Annotated in this window: 15 protein-coding genes; 9 read left to right on the top strand and 6 right to left on the bottom strand. The window is 61.4% G+C overall.

Annotated elements, in window-relative coordinates:
* Positions 1–603 precede the first annotated feature (603 nt).
* Positions 604–1,599 carry an aldo/keto reductase gene (locus tag ACIQAL_RS19820; RefSeq protein ID WP_401148575.1) on the bottom strand — a complete coding sequence of 332 codons (996 nt, stop codon included), beginning with the start codon at positions 1,597–1,599 and terminating at the stop codon, positions 604–606.
* Between the two features lie 132 nt (positions 1,600–1,731).
* Between ACIQAL_RS19820 and ACIQAL_RS19815 the strand changes: the two genes are divergently transcribed.
* From ACIQAL_RS19815 to ACIQAL_RS19780, 8 genes are all read left to right on the top strand, one after another.
* On the top strand, positions 1,732–2,649 hold the full coding sequence (locus ACIQAL_RS19815; protein WP_401148572.1) for a LysR family transcriptional regulator: 918 nt from the start codon (positions 1,732–1,734) through the stop codon (positions 2,647–2,649).
* Positions 2,650–2,773: 124 nt separating this feature from the next.
* Positions 2,774–3,274 carry a thiol peroxidase gene (tpx, locus tag ACIQAL_RS19810; protein WP_166594600.1) on the top strand — a complete coding sequence of 167 codons (501 nt, stop codon included), beginning with the start codon at positions 2,774–2,776 and terminating at the stop codon, positions 3,272–3,274.
* Between the two features lie 196 nt (positions 3,275–3,470).
* Positions 3,471–4,796, top strand: coding sequence for an MdtA/MuxA family multidrug efflux RND transporter periplasmic adaptor subunit (locus ACIQAL_RS19805; RefSeq protein ID WP_401148569.1), 1,326 nt, complete (start codon positions 3,471–3,473; stop codon positions 4,794–4,796).
* Positions 4,793–7,888 carry an MdtB/MuxB family multidrug efflux RND transporter permease subunit gene (locus tag ACIQAL_RS19800; RefSeq protein ID WP_401148567.1) on the top strand — a complete coding sequence of 1,032 codons (3,096 nt, stop codon included), beginning with the start codon at positions 4,793–4,795 and terminating at the stop codon, positions 7,886–7,888. The genes ACIQAL_RS19805 and ACIQAL_RS19800 overlap by 4 nt, the downstream gene beginning before the upstream one ends.
* A gap of 187 nt (positions 7,889–8,075) precedes the next feature.
* Positions 8,076–11,183 (top strand): efflux RND transporter permease subunit, encoded by a 3,108-nt coding sequence (locus tag ACIQAL_RS19795; RefSeq protein WP_401148565.1) that lies wholly within the window; start codon positions 8,076–8,078, stop codon positions 11,181–11,183.
* The gene (locus ACIQAL_RS19790) at positions 11,180–12,670 is read left to right on the top strand and encodes an efflux transporter outer membrane subunit (protein ID WP_401148563.1); all 1,491 of its coding nucleotides are present in this window, start codon (positions 11,180–11,182) and stop codon (positions 12,668–12,670) included. Before ACIQAL_RS19795 ends, ACIQAL_RS19790 begins: the two co-directional genes overlap by 4 nt.
* Before the next feature lie 126 nt (positions 12,671–12,796).
* Complete coding sequence (locus ACIQAL_RS19785) at positions 12,797–14,887, top strand: putative bifunctional diguanylate cyclase/phosphodiesterase (protein ID WP_401148560.1); 2,091 nt, start codon at positions 12,797–12,799, stop codon at positions 14,885–14,887.
* Positions 14,888–14,991: 104 nt separating this feature from the next.
* Positions 14,992–15,738 (top strand): SDR family oxidoreductase, encoded by a 747-nt coding sequence (locus ACIQAL_RS19780; RefSeq protein WP_401148557.1) that lies wholly within the window; start codon positions 14,992–14,994, stop codon positions 15,736–15,738.
* A 160-nt stretch (positions 15,739–15,898) separates the two neighbouring features.
* Here the strand turns inward: ACIQAL_RS19780 and mapR are convergent, their stop codons facing one another.
* The 5 genes from mapR to ACIQAL_RS19755 form a co-directional block, all read right to left on the bottom strand.
* Positions 15,899–17,347: a GntR family transcriptional regulator MpaR gene (gene mapR / locus ACIQAL_RS19775; RefSeq protein WP_401148554.1), complete on the bottom strand. Its 1,449-nt coding sequence runs from the start codon at positions 17,345–17,347 to the stop codon at positions 15,899–15,901.
* A gap of 105 nt (positions 17,348–17,452) precedes the next feature.
* Positions 17,453–17,701: a DUF3203 family protein gene (locus tag ACIQAL_RS19770; protein WP_401148552.1), complete on the bottom strand. Its 249-nt coding sequence runs from the start codon at positions 17,699–17,701 to the stop codon at positions 17,453–17,455.
* A gap of 169 nt (positions 17,702–17,870) precedes the next feature.
* The gene (locus tag ACIQAL_RS19765) at positions 17,871–19,052 is read right to left on the bottom strand and encodes a M14-type cytosolic carboxypeptidase (RefSeq protein WP_401148549.1); all 1,182 of its coding nucleotides are present in this window, start codon (positions 19,050–19,052) and stop codon (positions 17,871–17,873) included.
* A gap of 106 nt (positions 19,053–19,158) precedes the next feature.
* On the bottom strand, positions 19,159–19,680 hold the full coding sequence (locus ACIQAL_RS19760) for a sigma factor-like helix-turn-helix DNA-binding protein (RefSeq protein ID WP_401148546.1): 522 nt from the start codon (positions 19,678–19,680) through the stop codon (positions 19,159–19,161).
* A gap of 551 nt (positions 19,681–20,231) precedes the next feature.
* On the bottom strand, positions 20,232–20,699 hold the full coding sequence (locus ACIQAL_RS19755) for an Lrp/AsnC family transcriptional regulator (RefSeq protein WP_401148543.1): 468 nt from the start codon (positions 20,697–20,699) through the stop codon (positions 20,232–20,234).
* A gap of 224 nt (positions 20,700–20,923) precedes the next feature.
* Here ACIQAL_RS19755 and ACIQAL_RS19750 point away from each other — a divergent pair, with 224 nt between their 5' ends.
* A complete protein-coding gene (locus ACIQAL_RS19750) occupies positions 20,924–24,409 on the top strand; it encodes an indolepyruvate ferredoxin oxidoreductase family protein (protein ID WP_401148541.1) in 3,486 nt (1,161 codons plus the stop codon).
* Positions 24,410–24,476 lie beyond the last annotated feature (67 nt).

Below are 24,476 nucleotides of genomic sequence, written 5' to 3'. Positions count from 1 at the left end.
GAAGCAGTCGTAAATCCGGCTGACGCGTTATGTCTGACACACCGAAGGTGCTGGATATTGCTGTCGCTTCGCGCCAGATCGCAGGCAAGCCAGCTCCCACGGCCTTCGGCCAGAATCAAAAGCCTCATCGCAGCGTAATCTGCTTCTGCCGAAGGCGTAGGAGCAAGCTTGCTCGCGATCGGCTGCGAAGCAGTCGTAAATCCGGCTGACGCGTTATGTCTGACACACCGAAGGTGCTGGATATTGCTGTCGCTTCGCGCCAGATCGCAGGCAAGCCAGCTCCCACGGCCTTCGGCCAGAATCAAAAGCCTCATCGCAGCGTAATCTGCTTCTGCCGAAGGCGTAGGAGCAAGCTTGCTCGCGATCGGCTGCGAAGCAGTCGTAAATCCGGCTGACGCGGTATGTCTGACACACCGAAGGTGCCGGATATTGCTATCGGTTCAGTCGGCCGCGACCCCGGGCCCATCGCGGGCAAGGTGGAGCGCCACCCCGGCACTCCCACGGCCTTCGGCCAGAATCAAAAGCCTGGTCGCGCCATCCGGGCATGTCCACGGCCTTCGGCAGACGCTCGTTTAGGCTTGCCCCAGGGAAGGGGCCGTTACATCAGCCATTCACCCACTTCATCGCCGCTTCCGGATATCGCCCACCGGACACCGCTGCCACCGGGAACAAATCCTTCAGCGCCTGCAACTCACCGGCGCTGAGCGTCACGTTCAGCGCCGCCGCGTTCTCTTCCAGGTATTTACGCTGCTTGGTCCCGGGAATCGGGATCACGTCGTTGCCTTGGGCCAGCACCCAGGCCAATGCCAGTTGCCCGGCACTGATGCCTTGGTCCGCTGCAAGTTGCTGGACCTTTTCCACCAACCGAAGGTTTTTCGCGAAGTTTTCGCCCTGGAAGCGCGGGCTGCTGCGGCGGTAGTCGTCGGCTGCAAAGTCGTCAGGGCTTTTCAGGGTGCCGGTGAGAAAGCCACGCCCCAACGGGCTGTACGGCACGAACGCGATGCCCAGTTTGCGACAGGTCTCCAGTACACCGTTTTCTTCAGGCTCCCGGCTCCACAGCGAATATTCGGTCTGCAGGGCGGCAATCGGATGGACCTTGTGTGCGCGTTCCAGCGTGGCCGCCGACGCTTCGCTCAGCCCCAGGTAACGGACTTTACCGGCCTTGACCAGCTCGGCCATGGCGCCCACCGATTCTTCAATGGCGATCTTCGGATCGATCCGGTGCTGGTAGTACAGATCCAGCGTGTCGATCTTCAATCGCTTCAACGTGCCATCGATGGCGTTGCGAATGTATTCCGGGCTGCCGTCGACGCCACGGGCACCGGCATCGCCCGGGGTGCGCACGATGCCGAACTTGCTGGCGATGAACGCCTGATCCCGCTTGCCGACCAGTGCCTTGCCCAGCAGTTCTTCGTTGGTGTGCGGGCCGTACATGTCGGCGGTGTCGAACAGCGTGACCCCCAGTTCCAGCGCACGGTGAATCGTCGCAATGGCTTCCTGTGTGTCGCCGCCGGTGGTGTAGAAATCGGTCATGCCCATGCAGCCCAGCCCGACGGCCGATACCTGAGGCCCGTTTTTACCCAGTTGACGCGTTTGCATGCTGCGTTCCTTTTGAATGTCGAACGGTTTCAAGACTCACCCATGGTGCCCCTCGACAGGAGCGGGATAAACCGGCTAAAAGTGCTTTCACTGTTGGCTTTTTCTAAATAATCCTCGACCGCCGGAGCCACGATGGACCGTTTCAATGCCATGCGCGCTTTCACCCGCATCGTCGACCTGGGCGGTTTCGGCAAGGCCGCCGACAGCCTGCACATGCCTCGGGCGTCAGTGACGATCTTGATCAAACAGCTCGAAGCGCACCTTGGCGTGCAGTTGCTTCGGCGCACCACCCGGCAAGTCACACCGACGCCTGACGGGCAGGCGTATTACGAGCGCTGCGTCAGCCTGCTCAATGACTTGGACGACACCGAATCGATCTTTTCCTCCAGCGCCAAAGCCCCGGAAGGCGTGCTGCGGGTGGACATGCCGTCGGGCGTGGGGCGGCTGATTCTCATGCCTGCGCTGCCAGCCTTTACGGATCGTTATCCCGGTCTGGAAATGGAGGTGGGCATGAGCGACCGCCCGGTGGACTTGATCCGCGACGGCGTCGATTGCGTGATCCGGGGCGGGCAGGCGCTAGACCATTCGCTGGTGGCGCGCCCGTTGGCGCAGATGCGGCAAGTGGTGTGCGCCAGCCCGGCGTACCTGGAACGTCATGGCACGCCGCTGACCCTGGATGACCTGAAGCGGCACAAGGTCATTGAGTATTTTTCCGCGACATCGAATAAACGCTATGGGCTCGAATTCGTCATTGACGGCAGGGATCAGGAGCTCAGCTTGCCCAAGACCCTGGCGACCAACAGCGCGGACGGCTACCTGGCGGCATGCGCGGCGGGCTACGGTCTGGTGCAGACGCCCTGGTATCACGCCGCCGAGGCCTTGCAGCGCGGCGAAGTGGTCGAAGTGCTGAGTGATCATCCGCAGCCCCGATTGCCCCTGACCGCGCTGTACCCGGCGCACCGCCAGATGTCGCGGCGGGTGAGGGTGTTCGTCGACTGGATGGTCGAATTGTGTGCCACGCCGGGCCTGTTGAACAAACCCGCGGACTGACCGTGTCCCGACACCTCAATCGGGAACATTTTCGTGTATACCGGTAGGTCGCTAACCGGTTTCGTGGTTAACTTCCGGTCTTGTCGTACACCGAACCTGCCACCTCAGAATAAGGACTCAGCTCATGGCTCAAGTGACTCGTAGAGGCTCCCCGGTACAAATCAGCGGCGAACTGCCAAAAGTCGGCAGCAAGGCCCCGGCCTTCAAACTGGTCGGCGCCGACCTGTCTGACGTCACCCTGGACACCTTTGCCGGCAAGCGCAAAGTGCTGAACATCTTCCCAAGCGTCGACACCCCGACCTGCGCCACCTCGGTGCGCAAATTCAACGCCCAGGCCAATGACCTGAACAACGCCGTCGTGCTGTGCATTTCGGCTGACCTGCCGTTCGCTCAAGCCCGTTTCTGCGGCGCCGAAGGCCTGGAAAACGTGAAAAACCTGTCCACCATGCGCGGCGCAGAGTTCTTGGAGAACTACGGTGTGGCCATCGCTGACGGCCCAATGGTCGGCCTGACCACCCGTGCGGTCGTGGTGCTGGACGAAAACAACACCGTCCTGCACAGCGAGCTGGTGCCGGAAATCGGTCAGGAGCCGAACTACGACGCGGCGCTGTCCGTTCTCAAGTAACGCGCCGCCAGGTACTGCCGGACCGTTCCCGGTAATACTTCGAAACATAAGACGGCCTGACTCGATCAGGCCGTTTTCATTTGCAGTTCAGCACGTTAGCCACGTAAGCGTTGGGTAAATTGCCGGTAAAGGCCCTTTGCTTGGCACCTAACTATGCTTATTGTTCAGCCTCCCGCGCATTCTGGTCTTTTTATTCATGCAATCGTCCGTTCCTCGCAGTTCCCGTCGCTGGCTGATCAGCCTGTTGGTGTTAGTGATCGTTGCCGCGGTTTGCTGGCATTACTGGCCCGGCTCGGCCACCAAGACCGACGCGACGGCGCAAAAGAGCGAACAGGCCCATAAGGGCGCGGCTCGCAGCGGTGGCACGAGCAAGACCGGCGCACCACGGCCTGGCTTCGGCGGTTCCACCGGACCTGTGCCGGTCCGCGTCGCCCCGGCGAGCACCGGTGATTTCCCGATCTATTACAAGGCGCTGGGCACCGTCACCGCGCTCAACACCATCAACGTCCGCAGCCGGGTGGCGGGTGAACTGATGAAGATCAACTTCCAGGAAGGCCAGCAAGTCAAGGCCGGTGATTTGCTCGCGGTCATCGACCCGCGCAGCTACCAGATCGCCCTTCAGCAAGCCGAAGGCACGCTGATGCAGAATCAGGCGCTGTTGAAAAACGCGCAGATCGACGTCCAGCGGTATCGCGACCTCTATAAAGAAGACAGCATCGCCAAGCAGACGCTGGACACCGCCGAGTCCCAGGTGGGCCAATACCTGGGCACCATAAAGACCAATCAGGCCGCCGTCGGCGACGCCAAACTCAACCTCGACTTCACCCAGATCCGTGCACCGATCTCCGGCCGCATCGGCCTGCGCCAACTGGACGTCGGCAACCTGGTGGCCGCCAACGACACCACGGCACTTGCTGTGATCACCCAGACCAAGCCGATTTCGGTCAATTTCACCCTGCCGGAAAAAGACCTGGCGGATGTGATCAGCCACTATCGTACCGGCGAAAAGCTGCTGGTCGAAGCGTGGGACCGGGGCGACGTGAAACTTCAGGCCAAGGGTTTTCTGGCGAGCATCGACAACCAGATCGACATCACCACCGGCACCCTGAAGTTCAAGGCCCGCTTCGATAACGACAACGAAGCGCTGTTCCCCAATCAGTTCGTCAACGCGCGCCTGTTGGCGACGACCCTGAAAAACGTGGTGCTGGTGCCGTCTGCGGCGGTGCAGTTCGGGGTCAACGGCACCTTCGTCTACGTGATGGACGGCGACAAGAAAGTCCGCATCCGCCCGCTGAAAACCGGGCCGAGTGACGAAAACGCCACCGTGATCACCGAAGGCCTGGTCGCTGGTGACCGTGTGGTGCTGGAAGGCACCGACCGCCTGAAAGACGGCAGCACCGTGGAAGTGGTGAACGACAGCAAGGACGTGCCGGTGACGCCGGGCGAGAAACTGCAAGGGCAACCGTCCAAGGAGTCCGGTGAATCGGCCAGCGCCGACGCCGCGAAAAAAGGCAACGTATGAACCTGTCCCGCCTGTTCATCCTCAGGCCCGTCGCCACGACGCTGAGCATGCTGGCCATCGTGCTGGCCGGTCTGATCGCGTACACGCTGTTGCCGGTGTCGGCGCTGCCGCAGGTGGATTACCCGACCATTCGCGTCATGACGTTGTACCCCGGCGCCAGCCCGCAGGTAATGACCAGTGCCGTGACGGCGCCGCTGGAGCGCCAGTTCGGCCAGATGCCGGGCCTGACGCAAATGGCCTCCACCAGTTCTGGCGGCGCGTCGGTCATCACCCTGCGTTTCAGCCTCGACATCAACATGGACGTCGCCGAGCAGGAAGTGCAGGCCGCGATCAACGGCGCCACCAATCTGCTGCCCAATGATCTGCCCGCGCCGCCGACCTACAACAAGGTCAACCCGGCGGACACCCCGGTGCTGACCCTGGCGATCACCTCGAAAACCATGCTGCTGCCCAAGCTCAACGACCTGGTCGATACGCGCATGGCGCAGAAAATCTCGCAGATCAGCGGCGTGGGCATGGTCACCATCGCGGGCGGTCAGCGTCAGGCGGTGCGGATCAAGGTCAACCCGGATGCGCTGGCGGCCAATGGCCTGAACTTGTCGGACGTGCGCACGCTGGTCAGCGCCTCCAACGTCAACACCCCCAAGGGCAACTTTGACGGTCCAACCCGGGTGTCGATGCTCGACGCCAACGATCAGCTCAAGTCTCCCGAGGAATACGCCAACCTGATCCTCGCCTACAGCAACGGCGGGCCGCTGCGTCTGAAAGACGTGGCGCAGATTGTCGACGGCGCCGAAAACGAACGCCTCGCCGCGTGGGCCAATGAGAACCAGGCCGTGCTGCTGAACATCCAGCGCCAGCCGGGGGCCAACGTCATCGAGGTGGTGGACCGGATCAAGGCGCTGTTGCCGAGCATCACCAACAACCTGCCGGCCGGTCTGGAAGTCGTGGTATTGACCGACCGTACCCAGACCATCCGGGCCTCGGTGAGCGACGTGCAGCACGAATTGCTCGTGTCCATCGCGCTCGTGGTGCTGGTGACATTCCTGTTCCTGCGCCGTTTCAGCGCGACGGTCATTCCGTCGGTGGCCGTGCCGCTGTCGCTGATCGGTACCTTTGGCGTGATGTACCTTGCAGGCTTTTCGGTCAACAACCTGACCCTGATGGCCATGACCATCGCCACCGGTTTCGTGGTGGACGACGCCATCGTCATGCTGGAAAACATTTCCCGGCACCTGGAGGAGGGCGAGACTCCGTTGCAGGCCGCGCTCAAGGGCGCGAAGCAGATCGGCTTCACGTTGGTGTCGCTGACCGTTTCGCTGATTGCCGTGCTGATTCCGCTGCTGTTCATGGCGGACGTGGTGGGGCGGCTGTTCCGCGAGTTCGCCATCACCCTGGCCGTGGCGATCCTGATTTCGCTGGTGGTGTCCCTGACCCTGACGCCGATGATGTGTGCCCGCTTGCTCAAGCGTGAACCGAAGGAAGAGGAGCAGGGCCGTTTCTACCGCGCCAGCGGCGTGTGGATCGATTGGCTGGTCGAGGCCTACGGTCGCAAGTTGCAGTGGGTGCTCAGACACCAGCCCATCACCTTGCTGGTTGCCATCGCCACCTTGGGCATCACGGTGTTGTTGTATCTGGCCGTGCCCAAGGGCTTTTTCCCGGTGCAGGACACGGGCGTGATTCAGGGCATTTCCGAGGCGCCGCAGTCGGTGTCGTTTGCGGCCATGAGTGAGCGGCAGCAGGCGCTGGCGAAGATCGTCCTGCAAGACCCGGCCGTGGCCAGCCTGTCGTCCTACATCGGCGTGGACGGCGACAATGCCACGCTGAACAGCGGGCGCATGCTGATCAACCTAAAGCCACACGCCGAACGCAGTGAATCTGCGACCGAGGTGATTCAGCGTCTGCAACCGGAAGTGGATCAGCTCTCGGACATCCGCCTGTTCATGCAGCCGGTGCAGGACCTGACCATCGAAGACCGCGTTAGCCGCACGCAATACCAGTTCAGCATGTCCTCGCCGGACGCCGAGCTGCTCAGCCTGTGGAGCGGCAAACTGGTCGAGGCGCTGGTCGAACGCCCTGAACTCACCGACGTCGCCAGCGACCTTCAGGACAAAGGCTTGCAGGTGTACCTCAACATCGACCGCGACGCAGCGAGTCGCTTGGGCGTGACCGTTTCGACCATCACCGACGCGCTGTATGACGCTTTCGGTCAGCGGCAGATTTCCACCATTTACACCCAGGCCAGCCAGTACCGCGTGGTGCTGCAAGCGGCGGCGGGCAGCGAGCTGGGGCCGAAGGCGCTGGAGCAGATTCACGTCAAGACCACCGACGGTGGCCAGGTCAAACTGTCCAGTCTGGCGAAAGTGGAGCAGCGTCAGGCGCAGTTGGCCATCGCCCACATCGGCCAGTTCCCGGCGGTGATGATGTCGTTCAACCTTGCGCCCGGTGTGGCGCTGGGCAAGGCCGTTGAAGTGATTCAGCAGGTGCAGAAGGACATCGGCATGCCGATTGGCGTGCAGACAGAATTCCAGGGCGCCGCCGAAGCGTTTCAGGCCTCGCTCTCCAGCACGCTGCTGTTGGTGCTGGCGGCCGTGGTGACCATGTACATCGTGTTGGGCGTGCTCTACGAGAGTTACATCCATCCGATCACCATCCTCTCGACCCTGCCGTCGGCGGCCATCGGCGCCTTGCTGGCGCTGATCCTCAGCGGCAACGACCTGGGGATGATCGCCATCATCGGCATCATTCTGCTGATCGGCATCGTCAAGAAGAACGCGATCATGATGATCGACTTCGCCCTCGACGCCGAACGCAACCGGGGCATCGACCCGCAGACCGCGATCTACGAAGCGGCGTTGCTGCGCTTCCGGCCGATCCTGATGACCACCCTGGCCGCGCTTTTCGGCGCCATTCCCCTGATGTTCGCCACCGGCTCGGGTGCGGAATTGCGCCAACCGCTGGGGCTGGTGATGGTGGGCGGGTTGCTGGTCAGCCAAGTCCTGACGCTCTTCACCACGCCGGTCATTTATCTGTATTTTGATCGGTTGGGGCGCCGGTTTCGTCGTTCCGGTGACACCGAGGTGGTGGTATGACCGGCAGCTTCGAGTTTCGAACTGCAAGCTGCAAGCTGGTCGGTGGCGCGGCTTTTTCTTGGATTTCGCCGCTCGAATTTCGTAGCTGCGATAGAGGCAGCCACGAGCTTGAAGCTACAAGCTGTAAGCTGATTGGCGGCGGGGCTTTTTCTTGCAGCTTGCAGCTCGAAACTCAAGGCTGCTCTTCATGAACCTGTCGGCGCCTTTCATCCGTCGGCCCGTGGCGACGATTCTGCTGAGCCTGGCGATCATGTTGCTGGGCGGCATGAGCTTCAATCTGCTGCCGGTGTCGCCGCTGCCGAACATGGATTTCCCGGTGATCGTGGTGTCGGCCACGTTGCCCGGCGCGAGCCCGGAAATCATGGCGTCCAGCGTGGCCACGCCGCTCGAACGTTCCTTGGGTACGATTGCCGGGGTGAACACCATGAGCAGCCGGTCGAGCCAGGGCACCACGCGGATCATTCTGCAATTCGACATGGACCGCGACATCAACGGCGCTGCCCGTGAGGTGCAGGCCGCGATCAACGCGTCGCGCAGCTTGTTGCCCAGCGGGATGCGCAGCATGCCGACTTACAAGAAGGTCAACCCGTCCCAGGCACCGATCATGGTGCTGTCGCTGACGTCGGACGTGCTGGAGAAGGGCGAGCTGTACGACCTGGCCTCGACGATCCTGTCCCAGAGCCTGTCGCAGGTGAATGGCGTCGGTGAAGTGCAGATCGGCGGCAGTTCGTTGCCTGCCGTGCGGGTTGAGTTGGAGCCTAAGCTGTTGGACCAGTACGGCGTGTCGCTGGACGAAGTGCGCACGACCATTGCCAACGCCAACGTGCGTCGCCCGAAAGGTTCGGTGGAGAACGCCGACCACAACTGGCAGGTGCAGGCCAACGATCAACTGGAGAAGGCCAAGGATTACGGCCCGCTGGTGATTCGTTACCAGAACGGTGCGGCGCTGCGCCTCAAGGACGTGGCCCGGGTCAAGGATTCGGTCGAGGACCGCTACAACAGCGGGTTCTTCAATGAAAAATCCGCCGTGTTGCTGGTGATCAACCGGCAGGCAGGCGCGAACATCATCGAAACCGTGGCGGCGATCAAGGCGCAATTGCCCGCGTTGCAGGCCGTGCTCCCCGCCAGCGTCAAGCTCGACCTGGCGATGGACCGCTCGCCAGTCATCAAGGCGACGCTGCACGAGGCGGAAATGACCCTGCTGATCGCTGTGGTGCTGGTGATCATGGTGGTGTTCCTGTTCCTCGGCAATTTCCGCGCCTCGCTGATTCCCACGCTGGCCGTGCCGGTCTCGCTGGTGGGCACGTTCGCCATCATGTACCTCTATGGTTTTTCGTTGAACAACCTGTCGCTGATGGCGCTGATTCTCGCCACGGGGCTGGTGGTGGACGACGCCATCGTTGTGCTGGAAAACATTTCCCGGCATATCGACGAGGGTGTGCCGCCGATGGAGGCTGCGTATCGCGGGGCCCAGGAGGTCGGCTTCACGCTGCTGTCGATGAACGTGTCGCTGGTGGCGGTGTTCATCTCGATCCTGTTCATGGGCGGGCTGGTGGAAAGCCTGTTCCGCGAGTTCTCGATCACGCTGTCGGTGTCGATCATCGTGTCGTTGGTGGTTTCGCTAAGCCTGACCCCGATGCTCTGCGCCCGTTGGCTCAAGCCTCACGTGCCGGGCACGGAGAACCGCTTGCAGCGCTGGAGCCAGCGGGTCAACGACCGCATGGTCGCCGGGTATGACCGCAGCCTCGGCTGGGCGTTGCGTCACCGACGCCTGACCCTGTTGACCCTGTTGATCACCATCGGCGTGAACATCGCGCTCTACGTGGTGGTGCCGAAAACCTTCCTGCCGCAGCAGGACACCGGCCAGTTGATCGGCTTCGTGCGGGGCGATGATGGCCTGTCGTTCTCGGTCATGCAGCCCAAACTCAATGTGTTCCGGGATGCATTGCTCAAGGACCCGGCCGTGGAAAGCGTCGCCGGGTTCATTGGCGGCAACGGCGGCACGGGCAACGCGTTCATCATCGTTCGCCTCAAGCCTATCTCCGAGCGCAAGATCGGCTCCGAGCAGGTGGTGGAGCGGTTGCGCAAGGAAATGCCGCTGGTGCCGGGGGGCCGACTGTTCCTGCAACCGGATCAAGACCTGCAACTGGGCGGCGGCCGTGAGCAGACCACCTCGCAATACCAGTACATCCTGCAAAGCGGCGATCTGGAAAGCCTGCGCGAGTGGTACCCGAAAGTGGCTGCCGCGTTCAAGACACTGAAGGAACTGACCGCCATCGACGCCCGTGACGGCGGCGGCACCCAGCAGGTGACGCTGATCGTCGACCGCGACGCCGCCAAGCGTCTGGGCATCGACATGAACACGGTGACCACGGTGCTGAACAACGCCTACAGCCAGCGGCAGATTTCGACCATCTACGACCCGCTCAACCAGTACCGGGTGGTGATGGAGATCAACCCGAAATACGCGCTTGACCCGATCACCCTGGAGCAGGTGCAGGTGATTACCGCCGATGGCGCGCGAGTGCCGCTGTCGACCATCGCCCATTACGAACGCAGCTTGGAAGATGACCGGGTCAGCCATGACGGCCAGTTCGCCTCGGAAAGCATCTCCTTCGACCTCGCCGAAGGCGTCAGCCTCGATGACGCCAACGCCGCCATCGAACGCTCAGTGGCCGCGCTGGGGCTGCCCGAAGACGTGATTGCCAAAATGGCCGGCACCGCCGACGCCTTCGCCGCGACGCAAAAGAGCCAGCCGTTTATGATCCTTGGTGCGCTGGTAGCCGTGTACCTGGTGCTGGGCATCTTGTACGAAAGCTACGTGCACCCGCTGACCATCCTCTCAACGCTGCCTTCGGCGGGTGTCGGTGCGTTGTTGAGCATTTACCTCACCGGCGGGCAGTTCAGCCTAATTTCATTGCTGGGGCTGTTTCTGCTGATCGGCGTGGTGAAAAAGAACGCCATTCTGATGATCGACCTCGCGCTGCAACTGGAGCGGGGCAGCGGCATGACGCCGATAGAGTCGATCCGCAACGCGTGTCTGCAACGCTTGCGCCCCATTCTGATGACCACGCTGGCGGCGATTCTTGGCGCCGTGCCGTTGCTGCTCAGCAGTGCCGAGGGCGCGGAAATGCGTCACCCGCTGGGCCTGACGATCATCGGCGGCCTGATCCTGAGCCAGATTCTCACGCTGTACACCACGCCCGTGGTTTACCTTTACCTCGACCGCCTGCGTCACCGCGTCAATAAATGGCGCGGCGTGCGGACGGATGCTGCCCTGGAAACACCGCTATGACCCTTCGCCAGAACCTTTTGACCCATCAGCGGACGTTGCCCGTGCGACGCCTCTTCGCCGTCAGTCTCAGCGTGTTGCTGCTCAGCGCCTGCGCGGTCGGGCCGGATTACAAGAAGCCCGACGTCACCACGCCCGCGCACTTCAAGCAGGCCGACGGCTGGACCCAGGCCAACCCCAGCGACGCCATCGCTCGCGGTGCGTGGTGGGAAATTTACGGCGACGCGCAACTGAATGGGCTGGTGGAAAAACTCAACACCTCCAACCAGACCGTCGCCCAGTACGACGCGCAATACCGTCAGGCCGAGGCGTTGGTGCGCAGCGCACGGGGGGCGTTTTTCCCGACGCTGGACCTGACCACCAGCAAAAACCGTTCGAGTCAGGGCACCGGCAGCAGCAATTCCAGCCTGAGCAGCTCCAGCAGCGGGATTCGCGACACCTACAACGCGCAGTTGGGTGTGAGTTGGGAGGCCGACGTGTGGGGTAAGTTGCGTCGAGGGCTGGAAGCCGACAAGGCCAGCGCCCAGGCCAGTCTGGCTGATCTGGCTTCGATGCAACTGAGCCTGCAATCGCAACTGGTGCAGAATTACCTGCAATTGCGGGTGATCGACGAGCAGAAGCGTCTGCTGGAGTCCACGGTCCAGACCTACGAGCGCTCCCTCAAACTGACGCAGAATCAATACCGCGCCGGTATTTCCGGGCGTGACGCCATTGCTCAGGCGCAGACCCAACTCAAAAGCACACAGGCCGACCTCATCGACCTCGCCTGGCAGCGGGCGCAGTTCGAGAGCGCCATCGCGGTGTTGATGGGGCAGGCCCCGGCGGATTTCAGCCTGGCGCCGACCACGAACATTCCGGCCTTGCCGCAGATTCCGGCACAACTGCCCTCGCAGTTGCTGGAGCGTCGCCCGGACATTGCGGCCGCCGAGCGCTCGGTCATGACCGCCAACGCCAACATCGGCGTGGCCAAGGCGGCGTATTACCCTGATCTGACCCTGAGCATGAACGGCGGCTACAGCAGCAGTACGTTCAGTAACTGGATCACCTTGCCCAACCGTTTCTGGTCGGTGGGGCCGCAGTTGGCCATGACCCTGTTCGACGGCGGTCAGCGCGCCGCCGAGGTGGATCGCACCCAAGCTGTCTACGATCAGACGGTCGCTCAGTATCGCCAGACCGTGCTCGACGGCTTCAAGGAAGTCGAAGATTACATGGCGCAATTGCGGGTCTATGAGCAGGAAGCCCAAGTGCGCGCCGAGGCGCTGGACGCCGCCCGCGATTCGTTGCGCCTGACGAGTAACCAGTACAAGGCGGGCCTGATTGGCTATCTTGATGTCGTCAACGTGCAAACCACCGCATTGAGCAACGAACGCAGCGTGCTGAATGTGTTGCAGAGCCGGTTGATCGCCAGCGTTCAATTGATCGCGGCACTGGGCGGTGGATGGAATGCCGAGAGCGGGCTGTCGCGTGACCCGGAGATAACCCGGCGCTGAGCAAGGGCTAAATGGCTCAGTGCCATTATTTCGATGGACTGACGCGACATTCTTGCGGATTTCGGTAGAATTGCGCCGAGTTCATGGGGCCATCTGGCCCTTGTCGTTGAGTCGCGAGTTACGCCCATGTTGATTGGACACTACACCTTTTCGCTGGTCCTGGTTTCCATCCTTGTGGCGATCCTGGCGTCGTACACGGCGCTCGACCTTGCCGGCCGCATTTCCACCGCCAAAGGCAGAGCCAAACCCCTGTGGATTCTGGGCGGCGCGCTGTCCATGGGCATTGGCGTCTGGTCAATGCACTTCATCGGCATGCTCGCGTTCAAACTGCCCATCGACCTGGGTTTCGACCTTGCCCTGACCCTGCTTTCCCTGCTGCTCGCTGTGCTGTCTTCCGGCCTGGCCTTGTGGCTGGTGAGCCATGAGCGCGTGCCGTTGCTGCACGTCGTATTCGGTGCGCTGGCCATGGGCGTCGGCATCAGCACCATGCACTACACCGGCATGGCGGCGCTGCGCATGCTGCCGGGCATCGACTACGACCCGACGCTGTTCGGCGCGTCGCTGATCATCGCGGTCACGGCGTCCGGCGCTGCGCTGTGGATCGCCCTGAGATTGCGTAAAGAAACCCCCTATATCCGCTTGATGCGCGGCGGGGCGGCGGTGGTCATGGGCTTCGCCATCGTCGGCATGCATTACACCGGCATGGCGGCGGCCAACTTTCCCGAGGGCAGTTTCTGCGGCGCGGCGGCCACGGGGCTGCGCACGGACGGCCTGGATAAGCTGGTGCTGATCACCACCCTCGCGGTCCTGGCCATCACCTTACTGACGTCGGTGCTCGACGCGCGCCTCGAAGCCCGTACCGCTCAACTGGCCGAGTCACTGAGTGAAGCCAATCGCGAGCTGACCCAACTGGCGCTCCATGACACCCTGACCGGGCTCCCCAACCGTATTCTGCTAGCAGACCGCATCGAGCAGGCCATGCGCAAGGTGGATTCCCAAGGCGGCCTGTTCGCCCTGATGTTCATGGACCTGGACGGCTTCAAGCCGGTCAATGACGCCTTTGGCCACCACGTTGGCGACCAGCTGTTGCGTGAGGTGGCGTTGCGCATGCGCGACAACTTCCACCGGCATGACACGCTGGCCCGTATCGGCGGCGACGAGTTCGTGTTGCTGGTGGAACTGGAAGAAGTCGACGACGCAACCACCGTGGCGTCCCGTCAGGTCAGTCTGGTGGGCAGGCCGTTCAACGTGCAGGACCATGACCTGCAAGTGACGGTGAGCATCGGCATCAGCCTTTACCCCGGTAACGGGCGCACCCAGCAGGAATTGCTGATGAACGCCGACGCGGCCATGTACCACGCGAAAAGCGCGGGCAAAAACGGCTACAGCTTCTTCGATGCGTCGATGAACACCAACGCCCGCAACCAGCTGCAATTGCTGCAGGATCTGCGCATCGGCCTGCGTGAAGGGCAGTTCTGCCTGCATTACCAACCGAAATTCGCGGCGGGGTCGGGCACACCTGTCGGGGCTGAAGCGCTGGTGCGCTGGAACCACCCCGAGCACGGTTTGCTGATGCCGGATGCGTTCATCGGCCTGGCGGAGAAAACCGGGCTGATCATCAACCTCGGCGAGTGGGTGCTCAATGAGGCCTGTCGGCAGATGCGCGTCTGGTATGACGCGGGGTACACCGACTGGCGCATCGCGGTCAACCTGTCGGCTTTGCAGTTCTGTCACGCCGGGCTGGTCAGAAGTGTGGCGACGTCGCTGGCGGCCCACGGTTTGCCCGCCAACTGCCTGACCCTGGAAATCACCGAAACCACGGCCATGAGCGACGCTGACGCCAGCATGTCCGTGCTGCAAAAACTGTCGGAGATGGGCGTCGACATTTCCATCGACGACTTCGGCACCGGCTACTCCAGCCTGATGTACCTCAAGCGGTTGCCGGCCAACGAGCTGAAAATCGACCGTGGCTTCGTTCGCGACCTCGAACATGACAGCGACGACGCTGCGATCGTCTCGGCCATCGTCGCGCTGGGGCAGGCGTTGAACCTGCGAATCGTTGCCGAAGGGGTAGAGACCAGCAGCCAGCAGAATTTTCTGACGGAGCTGGGGTGCGATTCATTGCAGGGGTATTTGCTGGGCGTTCCGTTGCCAGCAGACCGCTTCATGGCGGATATTAGCGCGGCGCAGAACCGCGTCTCCGAGAACACCGTTTGACGTTTCACGCTTGGCATAACACTGGGACGCTACGAAAGACGGCGCATGCAGCTGGCGATTGGCAGAACCCGGAAAAAGATTAGAGCTTTGATTCGGATACTCCCATGGATAAAAACCTCCTCATCACTGGCGGCTCCAGAGGTATTGGTGCCGCCACGGCAGTTCTGGCGGCGTCGCAAGGTTATCGCGTGTGCATCAATTATCTGTCTGATCATGACGCGGCGGAACGCGTTTGCCATCAGATCCGCGAGGCAGGGGGTCATGCCATCGCGATTCAGGCGGACGTCAGCAACGAAGACGAAATCATTCGTCTGTTTGCCAAGGTGGACGCCGAGCTGGGGCGCATCAGTGCACTGGTGAACAACGCGGGCACCGTGGGCGAACAGTCCCGGGTCGAAAACATGTCCGAATTCCGCATGCTCAAGATCATGATGAGCAACGTCGTCGGCCCGATGCTGTGCAGCAAACACGCGTTGCTGCGCATGCTGCCGCGTCATGGCGGCCACGGCGGCAGCATCGTCAACGTCTCGTCGGTGGCGGCACGCCTGGGGTCGCCGGGCGAGTACGTGGATTACGCCGCGTCCAAGGGCGCGCTCGACACCTTCACTCTGGGTCTGTCCAAAGAAGTGGCGGGCGAGGGGGTTCGGGTCAACGCGGTGCGCCCTGGCTACATCTTCACCGATTTCCACGCCCTGAGCGGCGACCCACAACGGGTGACCAAGCTCGAACCGACCCTCCCGATGGGCCGTGGCGGGTTGGCGGACGAAGTGGCAGAGGCGATTTTGTGGCTGCTGTCGGACAAAGCGTCGTATTCGACCGGGACATTTATTGATCTGGGTGGCGGTCGCTGATCCTGCTACAGGACGGGATATTCCCCACATCCCGCCTGGAGATGATCATCTCTGTGGGAGCGAATTCATTCGCGAATGGGTCCAGCCGATGAAGAGGGGTCGTCTGTACCGACGTATCGCGAATGAATTCGCTCCCACAGGTCATGTGCCCTTCTGATCGTCACCCCATCATCGACTTGATGATCTTCCCCAACGTTTCCATCGCCCGCTCGGCCGTCTCGCTCCACGGGCTGCCGTAGTTCAGGCGGATGCAGTGCTGAAACCGTCGCGTCGGGGAGAAGATCGGGCCGGGCGCGAGGCTGATGCCTTGGGCGGAGGCGACCTGAAACACCTTCAACGAATCAATCTGCTCAGGCAGTTCAACCCACAGAAAATACCCGCCTGACGGCTGGCTGACCCGCACTTGCGACGGAAAATACCGGGCGACGGCGCTGAGCATGGCGCGCAACTGATCTTCCAGGCTGTTGCGCAATTTGCGCAGGTGCCGGTCGTAGCCGCCGTGTTGCAGGTAATCGGCAATCGCCGCCTGTGCCGGCATCGACGCACACAGCGAGGTCATGATTTTCAGCCGCTCGACCTTCTGCGCATAACGCCCGGCCGCCACCCAACCCACGCGATAGCCGGGGGCCAGGCTCTTGGCGAACGACCCGCAATGCAGCACCAGACCCTCGGTGTCGAAGGCCTTGGCGGGTTTCGGCGCGTGCTGCCCGTAATACAACTCGGCGTAGACATCGTCTTCGATCAGCGGGACCTCATGCTTGCGCAGCAGCTCCACCAGTTCACGTTTGCGCGCTTCAGGCACCGTCGCACCAGTGGGGTTCTGAAACGTGGTCATGCTCCAGCAGGCTTTGATCGGATAGCGCTCCAACGCCTGTTCGAGCACGTTGAGGTCGATGCCGGTCTGCGGGTGCACCGGGATTTCCACGGCCTTGAGCTTCAGCCGCTCCAGCACTTGCAGGCAGGCGTAGAACGCCGGGGCTTCGATGGCCACCAGGTCACCCGGCTCGGTGACCGCTTGCAGACACAGGTTCAAGGCTTCCAGCGCGCCGTTGGTGATCAGCAGCTCTTCCATCGGCAGCATCTGCCCGGCCACCATGTAGCGCAGGGCGATCTGCCGACGCAGGGTGGGGTTGCCGGGCGACAGGTCGCTGACCACCATGCTCGGGTCCATGTCACGGGTGGCGCTGGCCAGTGAACGGGCGAGGCGCTGCAACGGGAACAGCCCCGCGCTGGGAAACGCTGAGCCGAAAGGTACGGTGTTCGGGTCTTTGATCGATTCCAGCACGGAGAATACCAGCTCGCTGACATCGACTTCCGTGGACTCACTGACGTGGGCTTCCAGCGGGAGCCCCGACACGGGCTGGGCCTCAAAGCGAGGGGCTGCAAACGTTTCGGGGGCAAGGCTGTCGTTGACGAAGTACCCGGATCGCGGCCGTGCACGGATCAGGCCTCGACGCTCCAGTAGGTAATAGGCTTGAAAAACCGTTGAGGGGCTGACCCCGTGGGTCTGGCTGGCGTAACGCACCGAGGGCACTCGTTGTCCCGCGCCCAGTACGCCCGAACGGATGAGTTCTGCAATGTCGTCGGCGAATTTCTCATAGCGTTTCATGGCGGGCTCACACGGAAAGATGCCCGCACTATGCTCGCCCAACTGTTTTTAGTACAGAGGCAGTTTTTTCGATAAAAAGCAGATCAGAAGGTTGGTTTGTAGCGATCAGAGGACCGGAGAGTCTTCACCCGGTTCGACGCCAACGGTGTGATGCCTCCGATCCTGGGCCAGATACACCGTCAGCGCGTCAGCTTCGGCTTCGGTAATCGGCACCTGTTGCCCGCGAAGGTTGGCTTCGGACATGTGGGTCGCGTCGTTGGTGGTGATCACCACGTCAGTGATCGGGCTGCTGTAGGGGATTCCGTCGACCACCGCCGTACAGGTGGTGTGGTCGCTGTTGAATTCGAGAGGCATGGTCGTGCTCCTTCATAGGCCTATAAAGGTGCGACTGCGCAGAACGCTCATTGTTTCGGGCTTCAGACGTGAGGCGCAGGTTCGTCTGGCGGGTGAGCGAGCCGGCGGCGCGATACGCAAGATCGCCACCGCCGACACGTCAAGCTGTTAGGAGAGAGGGCCTTCGCTGTCAGCGGAGCACAGACACCATTTGCCCCAGCACGGTCAGCACATCCCGGGCCAATTGCATCGAGCGTTTGCCCGACCAGCCGGTGACGATGTCCGGTGCGTCGTCGTTGTCCTTGAACGGCATTTCAAGGGTCAGCGACAGGCATTTGTAGCGTTCGCCCACGCTGTTGCACGCGAGGTTCATGTTGGCCTTGCCGGGTTGACCTTTCGGGTAGCCATAGCGGGTCTGGAAATCTTTGGTCAGGTCACTCAGGCGAGCGCGGAAGTCGGCTTCCAGTGCTTTCTGCTGCTCGGTGTACCCCGGATTGCCCTCACAGGCGGCCGTGAAGACGTACGGAATTTCCTCGTCACCGTGGACGTCGAGGAACATGTCCACGCCGTATTTTTCCATCTGTTCCCTGGCGAAATACACTTCGGGGCTGAGTTCCGGTGTCGAGTCCTGCCACGCACGGTTCAAGTCTTTGCCTTGGGCGTTGGTGCGCAAATGACCATGGAACGAGCCGTCCGGGTTCATGTGCGGTATCAGGTACAGATCGGCCGAGGCGAGCAGGGCCTGTAATTCAGGGTCATTCTCTTGCAGCCGCTCGATAATGCCTTCCATGAACCATTCGGCCATGTGCTCGCCGGGGTGTTGCTGGGCGATGATCCAGATCTTGCGTTTGCCGGGTGCGCCGTCGCCTTTGCGCAGCAGCGGAATGTCGCGGCCCTCGACGCTTTTGCCCGTCGCCAGCAACTCGGTGCCAGCCTTGTTCAGCGCCTGATCGATCAGCCAATCGTGACGTTCACGGCTGTACGGCTCGAAATAGGCGAACCATATTTGCGGCTGTTCAGGTGACAGCTCGAAATTCAGCGCTTTGCCGTCGAAGTGGCTAGGGACACGGAACCAGGTTTTCTGGTCGTAGGAGGCGGCAGCGTTGTAGCCGGTCCACGCGCGGTTGTAGCTGGATTCGCTGGCGTTGGTCAGGCTGAACGCGTGAGGTTCGCCCACTTGCATGCCATCGACCTTGAAGTGGAACCACTGAAAATGCGGGCTGCGGGTGTCGGGGCGAATGGCCAGTTGGACATTCTGAGGGCTGCTTGCATCGAGTACGACGATGTTGCCGCTGTCGAAATCGCAGGTAACGGAGAGGGCGGTCTGAATCACGGAAAAGTCCTGAGTACGTAAGTGCCAACTCAGCGCCATGGCAGACCGTATCCATCAAAAGAGGAGGGCGCTGCTGGGCTGTTATGACCGCTACTTTACACGCATCAGGTCGAGGACCGGCGACAGAAACGGTTGCTGATGAGACTCAGGTGAACGCTTCGGCGGTGACCAGCAGGCTGCACAGAAAGGCGGTCAGCAGTAGCCAGCCGATGTAAACCCGGCGTTTGCGGCGGTGCCAGCCGCTGGCGCCCATCAGCGCAGCGGGTGCTTCCAGGCTACGCCAGAGGCGTTCGGCGTCTTGAAATACGTTCAAATGGCGTGAGTCGGCGTCGAGCCAGTGGCGGAATTCGATGCGCTGGCTGGCGGTGGCGAGGGGGCTTTGCAAATGGGCATACCAGCGAAGCGCCTTCTCTGCGGTTTCGTCGGCGCTGAGACTGCAATGGACGAGAACGCGGACGATCTTGCGCTCGACTGAGTCGACGTCCAGTTCAAGCAACTGAGCAATGGAGGTGTAGGGCAACTGATCGAGACGGCTGAGCAGAAAGACCTGCTGAGTCTTGCGCGGCAGCTTTTGAATCCGGCGACGACAGGTGTCGGTCTCGGCGCTGGCAGGCACGTTGGGTTGGCGAGGGGGCAAGGAAAACATCGAGCTGAGCTGATGGGTCATGGCGTATCACTCGCGGTCATCCGTTGATCATCCTGAAGAGCATCGTCCTGAACAGAGGCGTGGGGGCATCGTCCGTGATGCTCGTCGATGCTAGTGGGTATGAGATTCATTCTCAAGTAAAAGGTCGGTTATCCTCTACCTTTTTACTAAATATGTCGTTTTTGACCGCATCCCTGGTTCAGCGCTCATTTTTCTTTTGCTATGATGCGCGCCATCAAGCAGTCACCCTCTTCATTAGCCTGAAGATGCAACACCCGACCGAACCGCAGCACGAAATCAGACCCTTAAAGGGCACAAAAAAAGACCCGGCAAAAAGCCGGGTCAAAAACCGTGATTAGCCTGATGAGGAGATAATCCGGAAGCCGACCTAAGGCTTCTGGGTTACCGGCCCGTCTCGCGACGGGTTGCGCTCAATAATAATCATTATCATTTGCACGTCAAATGTTTTTTTACGTCTGCGCGAAAAAAGTCTCTGCACGCCAAGCTGCGCGCCGCGAACTCAAGCTCACCCCTAACACCTCTTGCAGCTTGAAGCTCGCCACTCGTCGCTGCTACTCGATGGGCAGTTCCGTCGTCCTCTTCACCACACTCATCGCGATATTCGAATGCGCCTCCTGAACATGGGGGCTTTGCAGCAAGTGATCGCGCAGAAATCGTTCATAACTGGCGATGTCCTGCACCACGACCTTGAGCATGAAATCCATGTCGCCCGCCATCGTGTAGCACTCCAGGACTTCGGGAAAACCGATGACCGCCGCTTCGAATTCGGTCAGGTAACGTCGACCGTGGCCTGACAGTTTCACGTCGACGAACACGGTCATGGTCAGCCCGAGCTTTGCCGGGTTGAGCAGGGCGACCTTGCGCTCGATCACCCCTTCTTCCTCCAGACGATTGATCCGCCGCCAGCAGGGTGACTGCGACAGTTCGACCCGTTCAGCGATTTCAGCGGCGGACAGGTCGGCGTCGTGCTGCAACAGGCGGAGAATTTTGCGATCGATGGGGCTCAGTTTGACCTGCATGAATTGACCCTTTTTTATTATAAAAATGAAACAGGCATGCAGAATATCAGCAGAAACCGGCCAAAAGAGAAAGAAAAAGCCCGCGCCGCACAGGCAGTATTTGGGCTGTGAGCGTTGGGCTGAACCGTCCCGGCGACCGAATGGCAGGACCACGGCCCACAAGGCACGAGACGCCGCCATTCGCCACATTCAAAACGCACTAATAACAATAAAGGAGTGCCTGAATGTCTTTGGCTGATATTCGTCTGGACGATAAATACCGACTCGCCACCGGTCATCTCTACCTGACCGGAACCCAGGCGTTGACCCGCCTGCCGATGCTGCAAAAGCAGCGCGACGAGGCCCGGGGCCTGAACACCGCCGGTTTCATCTCCGGTTATCGCGGCTCGCCACTGGGCAACCTCGACAAGAGCCTGTGGGACGCCAAGGATTACCTCCAGGAAAACGCCATCCATTTCCAGCCCGGCGTCAACGAAGAGTTGGCCGCCACGGCCGTCTGGGGCAGCCAGCAAGTCAACCTGTTTCCCCATGGCAAGTACGACGGCGTATTCGCCCTGTGGTACGGCAAGGGGCCTGGCGTTGACCGCTGCGGCGACGTTTTCAAGCACGGCAACTCGGCCGGCGTCGCGGAAAAGGGCGGGGTGCTGATCCTCGCGGGCGACGACCACGGCTGCAAATCCTCGACCATCGCCCACCAGAGCGAACACGCGTTCATTGCCTCGATGATCCCGGTGCTCAACCCGAGCAACGTTCAGGAAATCCTCGATTACGGCATCATTGGCTGGGAACTGTCCCGCTACAGCGGCTGCTGGGTGGCGATGAAGACCATTGCCGAAAACGTCGACTCCTCGGCCGTGGTCGAAGTCGATCCACTGCGCATCGAAACCCGCATTCCCGAAGATTTTCAGCTGCCGAAAGACGGCCTGCACATCCGCTGGCCCGACACGCCGCTGGCCCAGGAAGCGCGCCTCAACACCTACAAAATCTACGCCGCTCGGGCTTTTGCACGGGCCAACGAACTGAACAAGGTGGTCATCGATTCTCCCGAGCCGCGTCTTGGCATTATCACCACCGGAAAGTCCTACCTCGATGTGCGTCAGGCGCTGGAAGAGCTGGGCATCGACGAAGCGCTGTGCGCCTCAGTGGGCATTCGCGTGCTGAAAGTCGGCATGAGCTGGCCGCTGGAGCCGGTGTCGGTGCACGACTTCGCCGAAGGGCTCGACGAAATCCTGGTGGTCGAGGAAAAGCGCAGCGTCATCGAGGACCAATTGACCGGCCAACTGTACAACTGGCCCGTCGATAAACGCCCTCGTGTGGTGGGTGAGTTCGACGAAGAAGGGCGCTCGTTGCTGCCTAACCTGGCTGAATTGACCCCGGCGATGATTGCCCGGGTGATCGCCAAACGCCTGGCTCCGATCTACAGCAGCCCGACAATCGAAGCGCGGCTGCAATTCCTGCAAGACAAGGAAAAAGCCCTCGCCGCGCCGCTGTTCAACACGCAGCGTACCCCGCATTTCTGCTCCGGTTGTCCGCACAACAGCTCGACCAAAGTTCCGGACGGCAGCCGCGCGCTGGCGGGTATCGGTTGCCACTACATGACCATCTGGATGGACCGGGAAACCGAGACCTTCACCCAAATGGGCGGCGAAGGCGTGACCTGGATCGGTCAGGCGCCATTCACCGAGACCCCGCACGTGTTCCAGAACCTGGGCGACGGCACCTACTTCCACTCCGGCCATCTGGCGCTGCGGGCGGCGGTGGCTTCGAAGGTCAACATTACCTACAAGATTCTCTACAACGACGCGGTGGCCATGACCGGCGGCCAGCCCATCGACGGCATCTTGCGGGTCGATCAGCTCAGCCGTCAGGTGTTCAACGAAGGCGTGCAACGCATTGCGCTGGTGTCGGATGAGCCGGATAAATACCCGAGCCGCGAAGCGTTCGCGCCGATAACGACCTTTCACCATCGCCGCGATCTGGACGGTGTTCAACGCGAATTGCGCGAGTTCAAAGGTGTGTCGGTGATCATCTACGACCAGACCTGCGCCACCGAGAAACGCCGTCGCCGCAAGCGCGGCACGATGCTTGATCTGGACAAGCGCGCGATCATCAACCCGGCCGTCTGTGAAGGCTGCGGCGATTGCGGGGCGAAATCCGGGTGCCTGTCGGTTTTGCCGAAAGAGACCGCCGAAGGGCGTAAACGCGAGATCGATCAAAGCGCGTGCAACAAGGATTTCAGCTGCGTTGAGGGCTTCTGCCCGAGCTTCGTCACCGTTCACGGTGGAAAGCTGCGCAAGCCGCAACTGCCAAAACAGGCCCAGGCGTTCGCGGAGTTGCCTGAACCGACGCTGCCGAGCCTCGATCAGCCGTTTAACATCCTGCTGCCGGGCGTGGGCGGGACGGGTGTGACGACTGTGGGTGCGATGCTGGGTTACGCTGCGAACCTCGAAGGGAAGGGATGCAGCGTGCTTGATCAGGCCGGTCTGGCGCAGAAATTCGGCCCGGTCGTCAGCCACATTCGCATTGCAGCGCGGCAGGAAGACCTGTTCGCCGTGCGCATTGCGGCCGGTGAAGCGCATTTGCTGTTGGGGTGTGATCTGCTGGTGTCGTCCGGACCTGATGCGATTGCCAAGCTCAACAGCGCCAAATCCCACGCAGTGGTGAACAGTCAGCAAACGCCGACTGCGGAGTTCACCCGCAATCCCGATGCTGAGTTCCCGGCGGACGCGATGATGCAGACCATTCGCGAGGCCGTGGGCGCGGACAAGACCCACTTCGTGCCTGCCACCGACCTGGCGACCAAACTGATGGGCGACAGCATTGCCAGCAACCTGTTTATGCTCGGTTATGCGTTCCAGAAGGGGCTGATTCCGTTGACTTCAGCGGCCATCGAAAAAGCCATCGAGCTGAACGGTGTGGCGGTCAACCTGAACCAGCAAGCGTTTCTGTGGGGGCGTCGAGCGGCGTTCGATTTGAAAGCGGTGCAGGCGGCGGCCAATCCCGAAGCGGTGACCGTGTTCGAACCCGAGACGCTGAGCCTTGAGCAGCGCCTGGTGAACAATACCAAAACCCTCACCGCGTATCAGAACCTGGCGTATGCCGAGCGGTATCTGTCGCTGATCTATAAGGTGCGCGATGCCGAAGCGCGGCTGTTTCCGGGCGAGCAACCGGCGTTGACCGAGGCCGTTGCGTTCAACTACTTCAAGCTGTTGGCCTACAAGGACGAGTACGAAGTGGCGCGTCTGTACAGCAACGGCGAGTTCACCCGTCAGTTGCAGGCGCAGTTCGAAGGCGATTACCGGCTCGAATTTCATCTGGCGCCGTCGTGGCTGGCCAAGCGCGACCCGCACAACGGCACCCCGCGCAAACGCAGCTTCGGCCCGTGGATGTTGAAAGCGTTCGATGTGCTGGCAAACTTCAAATTCCTGCGTGGGACGGCGTTCGACCCGTTTGGCCGGAGTCTGGAGCGTCGGCAGGAGCGTGGGTTGATCGACAGTTATGTCGCGGATGTCGAGCTGATCCTGACGCATTTGAACGCCAGCAATCGCCACATGGCGCTGAGCCTGGCGCGTCTACCTGAGCGGATTCGCGGGTACGGCCATGTGAAGGAAAGCGCGATGAACGCGGCGGCGTTGCAGGCGGTGCGGATGCGTCAGGGGTTGGTGAATGGGGAGGTTGAGCTGCCGAAGTTGTATGAGGTGGCGGCTTGATGTGAATGAGAGCCGGGAGGACCTGTCATTCTTCCGGCTCTGCTAATCCTCTGACGGAACGGACTCC

Origin of the sequence: Pseudomonas sp. NPDC088368 (assembly GCF_044753445.1) — a bacterium.
Taxonomy (GTDB): Bacteria; Pseudomonadota; Gammaproteobacteria; order Pseudomonadales; family Pseudomonadaceae; genus Aquipseudomonas; species Aquipseudomonas bambusae.
Note: the sequence above shows the minus strand (reverse complement) of the source record. Positions and strands in the feature narration are given on the sequence as shown.